15 protein-coding genes are annotated in these 16,210 nt (G+C 70.9%); 9 read left to right on the forward strand and 6 right to left on the reverse strand.

Going from position 1 to position 16,210, the window contains the following annotated elements:
• The first annotated feature begins 2 nt into the window (after positions 1-2).
• The 5 genes from JAV51_RS15535 to JAV51_RS15555 all read left to right on the forward strand — a co-directional run bounded on the left by JAV51_RS15535 (position 3) and on the right by JAV51_RS15555 (position 3,934).
• Positions 3-920 carry a hypothetical protein gene (locus JAV51_RS15535; protein WP_197321437.1) on the forward strand — a complete coding sequence of 306 codons (918 nt, stop codon included), beginning with the start codon at positions 3-5 and terminating at the stop codon, positions 918-920.
• A gap of 96 nt (positions 921-1,016) precedes the next feature.
• The gene (locus JAV51_RS15540; RefSeq protein WP_197321438.1) at positions 1,017-1,238 is read left to right on the forward strand and encodes a hypothetical protein; all 222 of its coding nucleotides are present in this window, start codon (positions 1,017-1,019) and stop codon (positions 1,236-1,238) included.
• Between the two features lie 110 nt (positions 1,239-1,348).
• Positions 1,349-2,767 carry an RNB domain-containing ribonuclease gene (locus JAV51_RS15545; protein ID WP_197321439.1) on the forward strand — a complete coding sequence of 473 codons (1,419 nt, stop codon included), beginning with the start codon at positions 1,349-1,351 and terminating at the stop codon, positions 2,765-2,767.
• Complete coding sequence (locus JAV51_RS15550) at positions 2,748-3,155, forward strand: DUF4326 domain-containing protein (RefSeq protein ID WP_197321440.1); 408 nt, start codon at positions 2,748-2,750, stop codon at positions 3,153-3,155. The genes JAV51_RS15545 and JAV51_RS15550 overlap by 20 nt, the downstream gene beginning before the upstream one ends.
• Complete coding sequence (locus tag JAV51_RS15555; protein WP_197321441.1) at positions 3,152-3,934, forward strand: helical backbone metal receptor; 783 nt, start codon at positions 3,152-3,154, stop codon at positions 3,932-3,934. The genes JAV51_RS15550 and JAV51_RS15555 overlap by 4 nt, the downstream gene beginning before the upstream one ends.
• Here JAV51_RS15555 and pip read toward each other — a convergent pair.
• Positions 3,877-4,893: a prolyl aminopeptidase gene (pip, locus tag JAV51_RS15560; protein ID WP_197321442.1), complete on the reverse strand. Its 1,017-nt coding sequence runs from the start codon at positions 4,891-4,893 to the stop codon at positions 3,877-3,879. The two genes, JAV51_RS15555 and pip, sit on opposite strands and share 58 nt — an antisense overlap.
• A gap of 91 nt (positions 4,894-4,984) precedes the next feature.
• Positions 4,985-5,866 carry a 3-methyl-2-oxobutanoate hydroxymethyltransferase gene (panB, locus tag JAV51_RS15565; RefSeq protein ID WP_197321443.1) on the reverse strand — a complete coding sequence of 294 codons (882 nt, stop codon included), beginning with the start codon at positions 5,864-5,866 and terminating at the stop codon, positions 4,985-4,987.
• Between the two features lie 192 nt (positions 5,867-6,058).
• Here panB and JAV51_RS15570 point away from each other — a divergent pair, with 192 nt between their 5' ends.
• Entirely contained in the window at positions 6,059-6,763 is a 705-nt protein-coding gene (locus JAV51_RS15570; RefSeq protein WP_197321444.1) for a hypothetical protein, read from the forward strand.
• Entirely contained in the window at positions 6,751-7,359 is a 609-nt protein-coding gene (locus JAV51_RS15575) for a DinB family protein (RefSeq protein WP_197321445.1), read from the forward strand. The genes JAV51_RS15570 and JAV51_RS15575 overlap by 13 nt, the downstream gene beginning before the upstream one ends.
• Here JAV51_RS15575 and JAV51_RS15580 read toward each other — a convergent pair.
• Genes JAV51_RS15580 through secA2 form a run of 3 tightly spaced genes read right to left on the reverse strand, consistent with a single transcriptional unit; the run spans position 7,323 to position 11,966 of the window.
• On the reverse strand, positions 7,323-7,874 hold the full coding sequence (locus JAV51_RS15580; RefSeq protein WP_197321446.1) for a methylated-DNA--[protein]-cysteine S-methyltransferase: 552 nt from the start codon (positions 7,872-7,874) through the stop codon (positions 7,323-7,325). The genes JAV51_RS15575 and JAV51_RS15580 overlap by 37 nt on opposite strands.
• On the reverse strand, positions 7,871-9,619 hold the full coding sequence (locus JAV51_RS15585; RefSeq protein WP_197321447.1) for an NAD+ synthase: 1,749 nt from the start codon (positions 9,617-9,619) through the stop codon (positions 7,871-7,873). Before JAV51_RS15585 ends, JAV51_RS15580 begins: the two co-directional genes overlap by 4 nt.
• 22 nt (positions 9,620-9,641) lie before the next feature.
• A complete protein-coding gene (secA2, locus tag JAV51_RS15590) occupies positions 9,642-11,966 on the reverse strand; it encodes an accessory Sec system translocase SecA2 (protein WP_197321467.1) in 2,325 nt (774 codons plus the stop codon).
• A gap of 89 nt (positions 11,967-12,055) precedes the next feature.
• Here secA2 and JAV51_RS15595 point away from each other — a divergent pair, with 89 nt between their 5' ends.
• Positions 12,056-13,627, forward strand: coding sequence for an alpha/beta hydrolase (locus JAV51_RS15595; protein WP_197321448.1), 1,572 nt, complete (start codon positions 12,056-12,058; stop codon positions 13,625-13,627).
• A 9-nt stretch (positions 13,628-13,636) separates the two neighbouring features.
• Here JAV51_RS15595 and JAV51_RS15600 read toward each other — a convergent pair whose 3' ends face one another.
• Entirely contained in the window at positions 13,637-14,347 is a 711-nt protein-coding gene (locus JAV51_RS15600; protein ID WP_197321449.1) for an LppX_LprAFG lipoprotein, read from the reverse strand.
• 116 nt (positions 14,348-14,463) lie between these two features.
• Here JAV51_RS15600 and JAV51_RS15605 point away from each other — a divergent pair, with 116 nt between their 5' ends.
• Complete coding sequence (locus JAV51_RS15605; RefSeq protein ID WP_197321450.1) at positions 14,464-15,807, forward strand: glutamine synthetase family protein; 1,344 nt, start codon at positions 14,464-14,466, stop codon at positions 15,805-15,807.
• Positions 15,808-16,210 lie beyond the last annotated feature (403 nt).

Consider the following 16,210-nt stretch of genomic DNA (forward strand, 5'->3'; position numbering starts at 1 on the left):
TCGTGGCCAAGAAGTGGGGCAAGCGCAGGAAGTCGACCCCGGTGGTGGTGCCGCAGGCGTTCGAGGCCGCTTTCGCGGCCCGGCCGCAGGCGCGGCCGTCGGCTCCGCGGGCGGGACGCGCTCCCGCGTCGAGCACGCCGCTGGCCGACCAGTTGTCCGGCGACGCGCCAGGGGTGAGCGAGAACTACGTGGTGCTGCCGCGCTCGCTCGCCGAGAACATGCCGCTGCCGTGGCAGCAGCAGCTCGCCGGGTTGCTCGCGCAGTTCCAGGAGACTCACCGGAATCTGTCGTGGCCGACGTACCGGGTCGTGCCGTCCCGACCGGAACGTCTGGTGGACCTCGACGAGGAACAACTCGCGGAGGCCGGTTACCTGGTGGAACTCGACGCCGACGGTGAGATGGTCTACCGCGACCGCACCGGGCGACGGGTCGAGAACCCGGAGGAGACCGTGGCGCTCGTGCCGTGCCTCGACCCAATCGCCCGGAGGGCCGACGACGGCGCGGCGGGCCAAGACAAGCCCGGTGTCGCGCCGATGAACATCGGTCCACAGCCGGTGTGGCGAGCCACCGGTTCCGCGCCGGCGAGTCCCACGCCGTCCGGCCAGGCCGCGCCGCCCTTGCCGCCACCGCCGACCGCGCCGACCCTCGCGCCACCGCCCCAGTCGGCGACCCCGGCTCCGGCAGCGAACGTGGCACCGAGCCCGACGCCGTCGGCGGGCGAGCCCGGATGGGCTGAGGAGCTGGCCTCGGCGAGCACCCTGTCCACCACACCGGGTCCCTCCGCGTCGGTGGACACGCCGACGCCTCCGGAGGCCAGGCCGGACGCCGGTGGTCGGAGCGGCTCGGACGACACCGCCCCGCCCGAGTTCGGGCCGACGGGCGACGAGCCGACCGAGATTCCCTACCGCTTCCGCCGCTGAGCGCGCGACGCTGGAGCTGACGCGCGGTTCGACCGCTCTTGATGATCAGCGGTTCCACCGCTACCGCCCCAGGTCGGTCCGTGCCACGCTGACACCATGGCAGCCAAACGCAAGGACCCGAACCCGCCCAGCGGCTGGTGGTACAACACGCGCACCGGCCAGGTCGAACACGGCGAACTGTCGCGCGCCATCGACCTCATGGGGCCCTACCCCGACGAGGCGACCGCCCGCAACGCGTTGGAGATCGCCAGAGAACGCACGAAGCGCGCCGACCGCGAGGAAGCCGAGTGGGAGGGCGAGGACGTCGACGAGCGCTGAGCGCCGGAGGCCTCTGCCGGCGTCCGAGATCCCACGATCCGCCGCGCCCCGGGCGGTCGACGCTTCGCCGACTTCGGCGACCTCCCCGCACCTCGGGTTAGTGTCGAGTTGTGGCTCTCGTGGCTCACGGCACGGGCGCCGGCGACTTCGCCTCGCTGCGCGCCGAGTTCGCGCTGCCGGAGTCGTTCCCACCGCAGGCGCTGGCCGAGGCCGACGACGTCGCCGGTGATCTCGTGCCGTGTCCGGGCGTCCGGGAGGACGCGACCGACCTGCCGCTGGTGACCGTCGACCCGCCCGGTGCCAAGGACCTCGACCAGGCCATGGCGTTGACGCGCCGTGGGCGCGGATTCCGTGTCGACTACGCGATCGCCGACCTCGGCGCGTTCGTGGCTCCGGATGGTGCGCTCGACACCGAGGCCCGACGACGCGGCCAGACGCTCTACCTGCCCGACGGCAACGTGGGCCTGCACCCGGCGATCGTCGCCGAGCACGCGGCCAGCCTGCTGCCCGGTGTCGTCCGTCCCGCGGTGTTGTGGACGCTCGACCTCGACGCCGACGGTGAGCCCGTCGATGTCGCCGTCCGCCGAGCCTGGGTGCGTTCGGTGGAGCAGCTCGACTACGACACCGTCGCCGAGAGCCTGCGTCGGGGAACACCGCACCCGTCGGTGGAGGCGTTACCGGACGTGGGGCGCCGACGACGCGAGCGCGCGGCGGGTCGTGGCGCCGTGGAGCCGCAGATTCCCGAGTCGCGGGTGCAGGCGGAACCCGACGGTGGGTGGGCGCTCGTGCGTCGCCCTCAGCACGACGTCGAGGAGTGGAACGCCGAGATCTCCCTGCTCACGGGCATGGTGGCCGCGCAGATGATGATCGACGCCCGGGTGGGGGTGCTGCGGACCGTGCCCGAGGCCGGAGACGAAGCCGTCGAGTGGCTTCGCCGATCGGCCCACGCGCTCGGGGTGCCGTGGCCGGAATCCGCGAGCGTCGCCGAGGTGCTCGCGGGCCTCGACCCGGTGGACCCCGCGTCCCTGGCACTGCACGCGGGGACGGTGCGACTGCTGCGGGGCGCCGGATACACGGCCTTCGACGGCCGGGTTCCCGAGTCGATCGGACACGCGGGCATCGGCAGTCCGTACGCGCACGTCACCGCGCCGATCCGGCGCTTGGTCGACCGGTTCACCGCCGAAGTGTGTCTGGCGATCTCGGCGGACGCGCCGGTGCCGGAGTGGGTGCGGTGCACGCTGCCGGACCTGCCCCGGTTGATGGGCGCGTCGGACGAGCGGGCGTCGCGAGTGGAACGAGCCTGCCTCGACCAGGTGGGTGCGTGGATCCTCGCCGAGCGGGTCGGGACGACGTTCGAGGGCGTGGTGTTGCGGTCCGGCGGCTCGGCGGCGGAGGTGTTCGTGGAGGACCCGCCCGTGCTGACCCGTTGCGCCGACGTGACCGTTCCCGAAGGCAGCACGATCACCGTGCGGCTCACCGAGGTCGATGTCGCCAATCGGAGGGTGCGCTTTGAACAGGCGGAGTGCTGAGCACGTCGACGACGAGACGCGCGGCTGGACGGACGAGGAGCGGGCGTTGCGCGAGCAGGTCCTCGCCGGCCGGAGCGTGGTCGTCAACGTCCGCAAGTCGGGCCCGCACCGGCATCTCGTGCCGTGGCTGGTGGAGCGGGACCTCGTCACCTACGTCGGACACGCCGGAAACCGGCACGCCTGGCCCGAGTCCGACTTCGCCAACCCGTTCGTCAAGGAGGCCAAGCACGACCGCGAGGCCATGGTGCGGCACTACCGGGACTACCTGCGTGAGCAGCCGGAGTTGCTGCGGCGGCTGCGGGAGGGCGAGCTGAACGGTCGAGCCCTGGGGTGCTGGTGTGCCCCCGAGCCCTGCCACGCCGACGTTCTGGTGGAGTACACGGCATGAGAGACGATCTGGGTGACGAGGTGCCGCTTCGCCGACCTGCGCGCCGGGTGGTGTCGTTGGTGCCGTCGTTGACGGAGGCGGTGGCGGAGACGGTGGCGGACGTGCTGGTGGGGGCGACCGACTACTGCACCCATCCGGCCGGGCTGGACGTCACGCGGGTGGGCGGGTCGAAGTACCCGACTCTCGCCGCCGTGCTGGATTGCATCCCCGACCTGGTGATCGCCAACGCGGAGGAGAACCGCCCGGAGGACGTGCGACGGTTGCGGGACGAAGGTGTCGCCGTGTGGGTCACCGCCGCCCCCGCGACGGTGCCCATGGCGTTGGAGTCGATGCGGGCCCTGTTCACCGAGGCGTTCGCGGTGCCGATGCCCGAGTGGTTCACCGAGGCCGAACGCGCCTGGAAGGACCCGGTGCCCGTGCGGGTCCGCGCCGTCGTGCCGGTGTGGCGCAAGCCGTGGGTCGTGCTGGGGCGCGACACCTTCGGCGGGGACGTGTTGCACCGGCTCGGTGTGCACAACGTCTACGCCGACCACGCCGACCGCTACCCGCGTCCCACGATCGACGAGCTGCGGGCCCGGTTCTCCGACGGCGACGCCGAGCTGCTCGTCCTGCCCGACGAGCCGTACGTGTTCACTGACGACGACGGGCCGGACCACTTCCCCGGGGTGCCCTACGCGCTCGTCTCGGGGCGTCGGCTCACGTGGTACGGCCCGTCGCTGGCCTACGCCCGGGCCGAGTTGGAGGCTTCGTTGGGCTCGGCGCTCGACGGCGTCTCCTGACCGGCGAACGTGTCCGTGGCCCGACGCAACGCGGCGGAGACACCGGGGTCGGTGATGGCGTGCCCGGCACCGTCGAGCAAGGTCAACTCCGAGTCCGGCCACGCGCGGTGCAGCTCGAACGCGGTGACCGGAGGACACACCACGTCGTAGCGGCCTTGCACGATGTGGCCCGGAATGCCCGCGAGTCGGTGTGCGTCCCGAATGAGCTGGCCCTCGTCGAGCCACGCGCCGTGTGTGAAGTAGTGCAGGGCGATGCGGGCGAACGCCACGGCGAAACGTGGGTCCGAGTACTGCGCGACGAAGCCCGCCTGCGGTGCGATCGACACGAGCGCACCCTCCCAGGCGCTCCACGCGACGGCCGCGCGCTCGGCCAGCTCGCGGTCCGGCCCCTCGATCAAGTCACGGTAGGCCACGAGCAGGTCACCGCGGGCCGAGGGCGGCACCAGTTCGACGTAGCGCTCCCATGCGTCGGGGAAGAACTGCCTCGCCCCGCCGTTGTAGAGCCAGTCGAGTTCCGACCGGCGGGACGTGATCACCCCGCGCAGCACCAGCTCGCTCACCCGTGACGGGTGGGTTTCGGCGTAGGCGAGCGCGAGAGTGGCGCCCCACGAGCCACCGAAGACGAGCCAGCGGTCGATGCCGAGCTGCTCGCGGAGCGCCTCCATGTCCGCGACGAGGTGCCAGGTCGTGTTCGTCGACAGGTCGGCGGCGGGATCGCTGACGTGGGGTGTGCTGCGACCCGATCCGCGCTGGTCGAACTGCACGATCCGGTAGCGAGTGGGGTCGAAGTACCGGCGGTACACGGGGGAGCTGCCACTGCCCGGACCGCCGTGGACGACGACGGCGGGCTTGCCGTCGGGATTGCCACTGACCTCCCAGTACACCTGGTGGCCGTCACCGACGTCGAGCAGACCCGTGGTGTACGGCGAGATCGGCGGGTACAGGACGTGTGGGGACACCGGGCTGACCTCCTCCGAGCGATCGCTGCGCCCGCCGCGAGGGTGTCGTCGCCCGCGGTGGGCGCAGCGATTCTGGCAAGCCCGGTCGGTGTCAGTGGAACGTGTGCTCGGGTGCCGGGAAGGACCGGTTCCGGACGTCGTCGGCGAACGCCGTCGCGGCCCCGGTCAGCACGCCCGCGAGATCGGCGTACTGCTTAACGAACCTCGGCAGCCGACCGGTTCGCAACCCCGCCATGTCCTGCCACACCAGGACCTGCGCGTCGCAGTCCGGGCCCGCGCCGATGCCCACGGTGGGGATGCTCAGCTCGTGCGTGATCTGCTTGGCGATCTCGGCGGGCACCATCTCCATGACCACGGCGAACGCGCCCGCGTCCTGCAACGCGAGTGCGTCGGCGATAAGTCCGTCCCCGGTGCCGCCCCGGCCCTGCACGCGGTAGCCGCCCAGGTTGTGCTCGCTCTGCGGGGTGAAGCCGATGTGTCCCATCACCGGGACTCCCGACGCGGTGACGGCCTCGACGTGCGCGGCGAAGCGCCGACCGCCTTCGAGCTTGACCGCGTGGGCGCGGCCCTCCTTCATGAATCGCGCCGCGGTGTTCACCGCCTGCTCGGGCGAGGCCTGGTAGGACCCGAAAGGCAGGTCGGCCACCACGAGCGCCTTCGTCACCGACCGGGTCACCGCCCGGACGAGCGGCAACATCTCGTCGACCGTGACGGGCAGCGAGGACTCGTAGCCATACACCGTGTTGGCGGCGGAGTCACCCACCAGCAACACCGGAATGCCCGCGTCCTCGAACAGGCGGGCGGTGTAGGTGTCGTAGGCGGTGAGCATGGGCCACGGCTCGCCGCGGTCCTTCATCTCCTGCAGGTGGTGGATGCGGACGCGCTTGCGCAGTCCCGACTGGGCTGCCGGCTCCCCGTACGGTGCGGGCGTCTCGGTGTCGCCGGTGTGGGCGCGCGGAGTTTCATGTGACATCGCTGTCGTACCGTCCTTCCCTCGAGGCCGCTCTGCGGTCCCCGGGTCGTGGATCGTTGGCGTCCTCCAGCGTCCCACCGGGTGGAATCGGCACCCAAGCCCGCTGGGACGAGCTTCACAGTCGCGACCGAGCGTGACTGAGCAGCGACGACATCTACCCTCGACCGCGTGATGCGTGGTAAGTAACTCGCCATGCTGTCGGGCCTGCACCACGCCGAGCCGCCCCTGGGCGCGGTCCGACGGTTCGCCGCCGCGGCCCTGTTCGTCGGTGCCGCCGCCCACACGGGGTTCCTCGCGGAGGTCTTCGTCGAGACCGCGTTGTCGACCAACCACGAGGTTCCGGCCAGGCTGGCCTCCGACGGACAGCCGAACGCCGAGGTGTTCCGCACGCTCGACGTCGTGGCGGGGGCGGCGTTCGTATTGGCGGGCCCGTTCCTGCTGCGTCTCGCTCCGGTGCACCGCTGGGGCAGGCTCACGGCGGCGTTGGTGTGGCTGTACGGCGCGGTGTTGCTGACGCGGGCGGCGCTGCCGCCGGAGTGCCTGCCGCAGGGCGCGGGCAGATGCGCCGACCCCACGGGACGGATCAGCGAGCTCCCGGTGCTGCTGGCGGGAGTCCAGTACGTCGTGAGCCCGCTGGTGGTGGCGTCGTGGTGGCGCGGCAGCTGGAAGCTGGCCACCCGGCTGTCGTTCGCGGTCCAGTTCGGGTTGTGGGCGTGGTTGGTCGTCGCGCACGTGGTGTTCGACAGCCGCTTCGCGGGACTGGCCGCGCGGACACAGATCCTGGTGGCGACGGCGTTGTTCCTGGTCGGCGTCACCTACGTCGTCCGCATGGGCACGCCGCGACGCACCCGGCGAGCGCTCCCGCGGACACGGGAGGTCGCGCCGTGCCCGGGTTGATCGGGCCGGTCGCCGACGAGCGCGAGGGACTGCTCGACTACCTCGCGCAACAGCGCTACGTGCTGTGCCTCGCCGCCTACGGGCTCACCGACCAGCAGATCCGCGAGACCCCGACCGTGAGTGCGCTGAGCGTGGGCGGCATCCTCAAGCACGTCTGCCGTACGGAGCGGGTGTGGATCGACCTCGTCTGCGGGCTCGGTCCGACCGATCCGGGAGACGACCTGCGCCTCGCGCCGGACGAGACGCTGGCCGACCTCATCGCCGAGTACGAGCGGGTGGCGACGCGCACCGAGGAGGTCGTCGAGGGCATCGAGGACCTGGGCGAACCGGTGCCCGTGCCTCGCGACGTGCCGTGGTTCCCCGCCGATGTGGAGGCGTGGTCGGTGCGCTGGGTGCTGCTGCACCTGATCGAGGAGACCGCGCGGCACGCCGGACACGCCGACATCCTGCGTGAGTCGATCGACGGGGCGACGGCGTTGCCGCTGATGGCCGCGGCGGAGGGCTGGCCCGACACTCCCTGGCTGAGGCCGTGGCGTCCGCCCCGACGCCCGGCCCCGCCCTACCAGAGTTCGAACAGCGTCGGCTGGTCGCCGTGAGCCCGTTCGAGGGCGAGCAGCCGCTGCTTGGTGGCGACTCCACCGGGACCGGAGAAGCCACCGATGGCGCCGTTCGCGGCCAGCACCCGGTGACAGGGGACGATCGGTGCGAACGGGTTGGTTCCCATCGCGCGACCGACGGCCCGCGCGGCGCCCGGTTCCCCGAGCGCGGCGGCCACGTCGCCGTACGTCATCGTGTGGCCCACCGCGATGGTGCGGACGAACTCGTAGACCTTGCGGTGGAACACGGGAACGGCGGACATGTCGAGCGGAACGACCGAGGTGTCCACAGGCTCGCCGCGCAGCAACGCCACCACGGCCTCCACGGCGGGCACGAGCGTCGCGGGCACCGGCGCCTCCACGGCGTCGGGCACCGCCTCGGCGAGTCGAGCGCGCGCCTGGTCGGGATCGGCCTCGGGGAGCTGGCAACGGACGACGGTGTCGCCCCGCCACGCGAGTCCGCTGTGCCCGAGAGTCGTCTCGAACACGGCGAACCCGCACGCGTCGGTCGTCACGGCCGGTGGGTCTCCCGCCAGCGGTTGGTCATCGGCAACCTGCGGTCGCGACCGAACGCCTTGAAGGTGATCTTCGTGCCGGGCGGGTACTGCCTGCGCTTGTACTCGGCGCGGTCGACCATGCGCACGACCTGGTCGACGACCTCGGCGTCGAAGCCCGCCGCGAGCAGGTCGGCGAAGCCGCGGTCGCCCTCGACGTAGTCGTCGAGGATGTCGTCGAGCAGCGCGTAGTCGGGCAGCGAGTCGGTGTCGAGCTGGCCGGGGCGCAACTCGGCCGACGGGGGTTTGGTGATCGAGTTCGGCGGGATCGGCGGCGTCTCGCCCCGCTTCTCCGCCTCCGCGTTGCGCCAGCGCGCGAGTTCCCACACGTGGGTCTTGAAGACGTCCTTGATGGGTGCGAACCCGCCCACGGCGTCGCCGTAGATGGTGGAGTACCCGACGGCCAACTCGGTCTTGTTGCCGGTGGCCAGCACCAGGTGGCCCTCCAGGTTGGACAGCGCCATCAGCAGCATGCCGCGCGCCCTCGCCTGGATGTTCTCCTCCGCCAACCCGCTCAGGCCGAGCTGGTCGACGTAGGTGGCGACCATGTCCTCCACCGGCTCGACCCGGAAGTGGCAGCCGAGCCGCTCGGCCAGGTCGGCCGCGTCGGAGCGGGAGTGGTCGGACGAGTACCGCGACGGCATCGACACGCCGTACACGGCGTCGGCGCCGAGGGCGTCGGCCGCCAACGCGGCGGTCACCGCCGAGTCGATCCCGCCCGAGAGCCCGAGCAGCACCGACCGGAAACCGTTCTTGCGCACGTAGTCGCGCAGGCCCACCACGAGCGCCGACCACACCTCCGCCTCACCGGACAGGGGCTCGGCCACCCTCGGCCGGTGCGTCACCGGGTAGCGCTCCAGCGGGGCCTCCGACAGCACTCGACGCCGCACCACGAACCCTTCGACCCGGTCGCGCAGGACCTCCGAGCCGTTCGTGACGGTGGGGAGATCCCGGTCGGGCAGGTCGAGGTCGATCACCAACAGGTGCTCGGTGAACTGCGGAGCCCGGGCGAGCAACGTCCCGTCCGCCGCCACCACGATCGAGTCGCCGTCGAACACGAGGTCGTCCTGGCCGCCGACCTGGTTGGTGTAGACGATCGGGGCCTTCGCCTCGGCGGCCCGCCGGGCCACCAGCGGCAACCGCACGTCGTCCTTGTCGCGCTCGTAGGGGGAGGCGTTGGGGGAGAGCACGAGGTCGACTCCCAGCGCGCCCAGCGCCGTGATCGGACCGCCCTCCTGCCACAGGTCCTCGCACACCACCATGCCGAGGTCGACGCCGTGCAGCCGCAGCACGGTGAGTTCGTCGCCCGGCTTGAAGTTCCGGCGTTCGTCGAAAACGCCGTAGTTCGGCAGGTGGTGCTTGAACTGGGTGGCCACCACCTCGCCCCGGTACAGCGCGGCGACCGCGTTGCGGGGCCCGACGTCATCGGCGTCGAGGTAGCCCACCACGACGAGCAGCTCACCGCACTCGGCATCCACCAGCGCGCGGGCGAGCGTGTGGACGGCCTCGCGTGCCGCGTCGGCGAACGCGCGGCGGAGCGCGAGGTCCTCGACGGGGTAGCCGGTCAGCGTCATCTCGGGGAACACCACGACGTGGGCCCCCTCCGCCGCGGCCGACCGGGTGTGTTCGACGACCAGGTCGGAGTTGCCGGAGAGGTCTCCGACGCACGTGTTCACCTGGGCCGAGGCGATCCGAAGTTGACGCATGCGCTCATTCTCGCTCACGTGGTCAGGCCCGCTTCTTCCGAAGCATGCTTCGTACCTTCTTGAGTGCCTGTTCGGCGTCGGAATCGAACGGGTTGTCCTGCACCAGGTAGGTCCACGTCGAGGTGGGCCTCCGGACTCCGGCCTTCGCGAGATCGAGCCCGCCGGTGGTGATCTCGGCCTCCAGCAGCGTCTTGGCCGACCGGGTGCGGAGGTCGTCGCGGATCCGCCGGAAGGCGGGGACGGCCGTGCGGTGGAACTCGTCCAGCGGAGCCTCCTTCGCCAGCGCCCGCAGGTGGATCGTCTCGCGCACCTCGGTGAGGAAGGCCAGGTGGTCGGTCCAGAGCTGGTCGAGGTGGAACAGCACGATCTGCCGACACACGCGTTCCAGCGTCTCGGGCTCCAGCTTCTCGGCGAGCTCGCCGTAGCGGTCGGGCTCCTCCTCCTTCAGCAGCGCACTGGCCGTGTCACCGCGCAACACCTCGTCGCGGTAGCGCAGCAGTTCGGCCCGCTGGTGCTCGATGAGCCGCGTGTATCGCCACGTGTTGCGGTGGATCTCCAGGTCGACGCCCTCCGCGACCCGCTGGGCGTGGTTGAGCTGTCGGTGTGCGGCGACGTCGGTGATCTCGCCCGTCTCGTCGTCGGCGGGGATGCCCTCCGGGACGTCCGGGGCGTGGGCGAGTACGAGTTCGTCGCCGAGGCTGGCGAAGAACACCGAGCTGCCCGGGTCGCCCTGCCGTCCTGCGCGGCCCCGCAACTGGTCGTCGAGGCGGCTGCTCGGGTAGCGGGCGGTACCGATGACGTGGAGGCCGCCGAGTTCCGCGACGCGCTCGGCGTCCGCGCCGTCGGCGCCGCCGAGCCGGATGTCGGTGCCCCGGCCCGCCATCTGCGTCGACACCGTGATGGCCCCGTACGCGCCGGCCTGGGCGATCACGGCCGCTTCCTCCGCGTCGTTGCGTGCGTTGAGCACCACGCACGACAGCCCGGCCTTGCGCAGCTTCTCCGCGAGTTCCTCCGACTCCGCGACGTCCTGGGTGCCGACGAGGATCGGCCTGCCGGTCTCGTGCACCTCGCGGATCTCCTCCACGATGGCGCGGAGCTTGCGCGTCGGCGTGGTGAACACGCGGTGCGGCAGGTCCTCGCGCACGGTCGGCGTGTTCGGCGGGATCACCGCGACTTCGAGCCGGTAGAACTCGCGAAGCTGTTCGGCGACGGCCACCGCGGTCCCGGTCATGCCCGCCACCTGCGGGTAACGCGCGATGAGCGCCTGCACCGTGATCGAGTCGAGGATCTCCCCGTGGTCGGACGGCGGGAGCTGCTCCTTCGCCTCCACGGCCGCCTGCAGACCATCGGGCCAGCGCTGCAGTTCGGCGACCCGACCGCGCGAGGCGTTGATGAGCTGCACCTTGCCGTCGCGCACCAGGTAGTCGACGTCGCGGGTCAGCAAGGCGTGCGCGTGGAGCGCGGCGTTGACGGCCGCGAGCCGGTCGGCCCCGGACTCGCCGTAGAGGTCGATGCCGCCGAGCGCCTTCTCCACCACCGACGCGCCCGCCGTCGTGAGCCAGGCGTTGCGGCCGTCCGGGTCGGTCTCGTAGTGCAGCCCCACCCGGAGCCGCCGCACGATCTTGGCGACCTCCTCGTCGGCCACGCCCGCGTCCACCGAGCCCGCCATCACCAGCGGCACCCGTGCCTCGTCGACCAGCACCGAGTCGGCCTCGTCCACCACGGCGACGTCCGGCTCCGGCTGCACCAGGTCGGCCACCGACGTCACCAGCCGGTCGCGCAGCACGTCGAAGCCGATCTCGCTGACCGCGCCGTAGCAGACCTCACGGTGGTAGGACTCGCGGCGTTCGTCCGTGGACAGCGACGGCTCGACCCACCCCACGGACACGCCGAGCAGGTCGTAGACGGGCCGCATCCACTCGGCGTCACGGCGGGCGAGGTAGTCGTTCACCGAGATGACGTGCACGCGCTTGCCCTGCAACGCGTATCCCGCCGCGGCCAGTGCGCCCGACAACGTCTTGCCCTCACCGGTGGCCATCTGGACGACGTGTCCGGTGAGCAGTCCCATCGTGCCGAGGAGCTGCACGTCGAACGCGCGCTCACCGAGAGCCCGTCGCGCCGCCTCCCGGCCCAGCGCGCAGATCTCGACGAGCAGGTCGTCGTCCACGCTGTCGGCGTCGCGGACGGCGGCCGCCCGCTCGGTGAGTCGGGCGTCGGAGAGTTCCCTCAGCTCGGGCTCCAGTTCGCCGATGCGGGGGAGCAGCGCCTCGTACCGCGCCAGGTCCACACTTCCGGGTCGGGACAGCATGCGTTTGAACGTCTTCCCGACCCGGTTCCAGAACGCCACCAGCGCTTCTCCCATCTTCGTCGACCGCGCCACGCCCAACGTAGCCACCGTGGTGCCGAGTTCCCAGCACTGATGGCACGATCGCAGGCGTGCGCACCAGGAAACGCTACCTGCCGCTGGCCGCGGGTCTCCTCCTTCTTTCGTCGTTGACCGCGTGTTCGACCGGCGACGACGAGCCGACGGTGCCGGCGGGCCCCGTGCCGGAAGGACTGGAGAAGTACTACGGCCAACGACTGGAGTGGGGCGACTGCGAGCCCTACGCCACCGACGCGATGGCTCGGCAGGCGTTCTCCCGCGACGGGTTGGAGTGCGCACGGCTGACCGTCCCGCTGTCCTACGACGAGCCACAGGGCACCACGATCACGGTCGGGCTGCTCCGCAGCCCCGCCGGTGACCGGGACAACCGCATCGGCTCGCTCGTGATGAACCCGGGTGGACCCGGCGGGTCGGGCATGACCACCGCCGCGCAGCTCGCCAACGCGGTGTCCGCCACGGAACTAGGGGAGCGTTTCGACTTCGTGGGCTTCGACCCCCGTGGCGTGGGCGCGAGCGAACCCGTGATCGAGTGCCTCACCGACGCCGAGATGGACGCCGACCGAGCCGACACGACGGCCATGGACGGGGTCGACGACGTCGCCGACGCGGAACGGCAGGCGAAGGACTTCGCGGCGAAGTGCGCCGAACGCACCCAGCACGGCGAGAAGATGCTCGCCAACCTCGGTACCCGGGACGTCGTCCGCGACATGGACGTCCTGCGGTCCGCCCTCGGGGACGAGAAGCTCACCTACCTCGGCTACTCCTACGGCACGCGCATCGGCACGGCCTACGCCGAGACGTTCCCCGGCAACGTGCGGGCGCTGCTGCTCGACGGCGCCGTCGACCCCGAACAGGACATGGTGGAGTCGCTCGTCGCCCAAGCGGAGGGTTTCGGCGGCACCTTCGACAAGTTCGTCGAGTGGTGCGTCGCTCGGCAGGATTGCGCGCTGGGGCAGGACGCGGACACCGCCGTGGAGACCTACCAGGACCTGGTCCGGCCGCTGCTCGACGCGCCGGTGACCGTGCCGGACGGCCGGGAGCTGTCCTACGACGACGCCACCACGGCCACCGTGGCGGCGCTGTACAGCAAGCAGCTCTGGCCGAGCCTGAACCAGGGGCTCGCGGGACTGGCCAAGGGCGAGGGCACCGTCCTGATGGCGTTGGCGGACATGTACTACGAGCGCGGCCCCGACGGGAAGTACTCGTCGACCCAGGAGGGACTGACGGCCATCCGGTGCGTCGACGACCCGCCGGTCACCGACCGGAAGCGGATCGAGCAGGCGCAGGCGGAGTACGTCGAGAAGGCGCCATTCCTCGACGCGGGGCTCCCGCCGTCGTCGGCGCGTGACGCGTGCGCGTTCTGGCCGGTCGAGCACACCTCCGAACCGCACCTGCCCGACGTCGACGGCATCCCGCCCGTGCTGGTGATCTCCACGACCGACGACCCGGCGACGCCGTATCAAGCCGGGGTGAACCTCGCGAAGGCGCTCGGGGGACGGCTGCTCACGTTCGAGGGCGCGCAGCACACGGCGTTCCTCTCGGCGAACGACGACTGCGTCGACAAGGCGGGCGTCGCCTACCTCGTCGACGGCGAACTCCCGCCGGAGGGCACGCGCTGCGGCTGAGTCCCCTGGTCAGGGTCGGTCGGGTTGGTCTCCGCCGTCGGCGGGGGAGGTCGCGTTGTGCCGGTCCAGCGCCAGCTCCAGTTGCACGGCGCCCTCGTTCTTCGTGCGCGGGGGCACCTGCACCCACACGCGCATGAGCCGGTCGCCGTGCTCGGCGATCCAGAACTTGACGTCCACGTCGTCGTGCACGCCGGGGACGAGCGCCGAGATCGTCTCGTGGCGAAGCTCCCCGCCGATGCGGTAGGTGGCGACGTCGTCGAGTTCCTCGCGTGTCTCGGTCCGCAGGTTGCCTGCCTCGACGAGCAGGGCCCGCAGGCCGTCGTCGGGGTCCAGCAGCTCACCCGGTGCGTAGTCGGCGGGGAGCGGGGTGTCCACGACGACGCCGTCGGCGTCCGTCAACGTCACCGTGTCGCCGTCGAGCACGAACGTGTACTGGACGCGCTCGTCGGGGTACTGGACGTCGGCCTCGCCGCTGGCCGTGCCGTCGCGCCGGTCGACCACTCCGGTGACCTCCCGGACCGGAAGCCCGGGGATCGCCCCGCTCACCCGGAGCTCGAACGCCACGTCGGTGAGGTCGCGCAGGTCCTCGGCCGCCGCGTCCGCCAGCCTGCGCGCCTCGGGCAACGGCCCGGTGTTGTCGGGGTTGCCGGTGCAGGCCGACAACGGTGCCGACACGGCCAGCGTGACGACGAGGGACTGCGCGAGACGGCGGATGAGCATGCGAAATACGGTAACGGGACGGGCCCCGCGGACCGGACACGGTGCGCGTCACCCTCACGGGCGGGCGAAAGCCGACCCGAAACGCCGCCTTAACACGGCGCGCATAGGGTCGCGGCATGGATCGCCAGCAGGAGTTCGTGCTGCGCACGCTCGAAGAACGCGACATCCGCTTCGTGCGCCTGTGGTTCACCGACGTGCTCGGGTTCCTCAAGTCGGTGGCCGTCGCGCCCGCGGAACTCGAAGGTGCCTTCAGCGAGGGCATCGGCTTCGACGGCTCCGCCATCGAGGGCTTCGCGCGCGTCTACGAGTCCGACATGGTCGCCAAGCCCGATCCCGCGACGTTCCAGGTCCTGCCCTGGGAAAGTGACGACGGCGAGCGTTACTCCGCGCGCATGTTCTGCGACATCGCCATGCCGGACGGGTCGCCGTCGTGGGCCGACCCCCGCCACGTCCTGCGTCGCCAACTGGCGAAGGCCAGCGAGGCCGGCTTCACGTGCTATGTCCATCCGGAGATCGAGTTCTTCCTGCTGACCGGGATGCCGGAGGACGGGACCGAACCGGAGCCCGCCGACAACGGTGGGTACTTCGACCAGGCCAGCCACGCCACGGCCACCCATTTCCGCCGCCACGCCATCGAGGCGTTGGAGGAGATGGGCATCTCGGTCGAGTTCTCGCACCACGAGGCCGCTCCGGGCCAGCAGGAGATCGACCTGCGGTACGCGGACGCGTTGACGATGGCGGACAACGTGATGACGTTCCGCTACGTGGTCAAGGAGGTCGCGATCACGCAGGGCGTGCGCGCCACCTTCATGCCGAAACCCTTCAGCGACCAACCCGGGTCCGGCATGCACACGCACGTGTCCCTGTTCGAGGGTGATCGCAACGCCTTCTACAGCCCCGAGGACCCGTACGAGCTCTCGGAGACCGGCAAGGCGTTCGTCGCGGGCCTGCTGCACCACGCCCGGGAGATCTCGGCCGTGACCAACCAGTGGGTGAACTCCTACAAGCGCCTGATCCAGGGCGGAGAGGCGCCGACGACGGTGTCGTGGGGACGGGCGAATCGCTCGGCCCTGGTGCGTGTGCCGATGTACTCGCCGGGCAAGGCGTCGTCACGGCGGGTGGAGATCCGGACGCCGGACTCGGCGTGCAACCCGTACCTGGCGTACTCGGTGATCCTCGCGGCCGGGCTGAAGGGCATCGAGAAGGGCTACGAGCTGCCGCCGGCGGCCGAGGACAACATCTGGACCCTGTCCGACGCGGAACGCAAGGCGGCGGGCTACCAGGAGTTGCCCCAGAACCTGGGTGAGGCGCTGGCGGAGATGGAGCGGTCCGAGCTGCTGCCCGAAGCGCTCGGTGAACACGTCTACGACTTCTTCCTCCGCAACAAGCGCGTCGAGTGGGACAACTACCGGAGCCAGGTGACGCCCTACGAACTCAGGACGTTGCTGCCGGTGCTGTGAGGGGTGCGGAGGGGGCTCGGCGGGTCTTTCAACCGAAAGTCCCCGCTGACCTGCGGAAACGCAAAAAGGGACCCCCCCTTTCAGGTGGGTTTTCGAGGCGTGTAATCTTCTCTTCGTCGCCAGGGACGCCCCGGGGCGAGCGGGAGAGACCCGAGAGGGTTTGACTCCGCGAACCGAACCGGGTAACGTAGCTGGTCGGCCCCTTAGGGGGGCCACAACTCCGACTGAAAACCGAGTGGTTATGATGTTGGAGCGTGGCGCGCCCTGAGGAGCGCCGGAAACACGAATTGTGTTGTTTGAGAACTCAACAGTGTGCTAGTGATTGTTCATGCTAGTAGTGCTCTTTTGAGCCCCTTTTTGTGGGTTTCTTTGAGATGACTGATTGAGTCGTCGGATTGAATTC

It is taken from the genome of Saccharomonospora sp. NB11 (genome assembly GCF_015910535.1).
Classification (GTDB): domain Bacteria; phylum Actinomycetota; class Actinomycetes; order Mycobacteriales; family Pseudonocardiaceae; genus Saccharomonospora.

Bases quoted from the DNA above. Each gene is read 5' to 3' on its own strand.
- JAV51_RS15570 (WP_197321444.1), top strand. From the start codon at position 6,059: ATGCTGTCGGGCCTGCACCACGCCGAGCCGCCCCTGGGCGCGGTCCGA.
- JAV51_RS15585 (WP_197321447.1), bottom strand. From the start codon at position 9,619: ATGCGTCAACTTCGGATCGCCTCGGCCCAGGTGAACACGTGCGTCGGA.
- JAV51_RS15605 (WP_197321450.1), top strand. From the start codon at position 14,464: ATGGATCGCCAGCAGGAGTTCGTGCTGCGCACGCTCGAAGAACGCGAC.
- JAV51_RS15555 (WP_197321441.1), top strand. From the start codon at position 3,152: ATGAGAGACGATCTGGGTGACGAGGTGCCGCTTCGCCGACCTGCGCGC.
- panB (WP_197321443.1), bottom strand. From the start codon at position 5,866: ATGTCACATGAAACTCCGCGCGCCCACACCGGCGACACCGAGACGCCC.
- JAV51_RS15540 (WP_197321438.1), top strand. From the start codon at position 1,017: ATGGCAGCCAAACGCAAGGACCCGAACCCGCCCAGCGGCTGGTGGTAC.
- JAV51_RS15600 (WP_197321449.1), bottom strand. From the start codon at position 14,347: ATGCTCATCCGCCGTCTCGCGCAGTCCCTCGTCGTCACGCTGGCCGTG.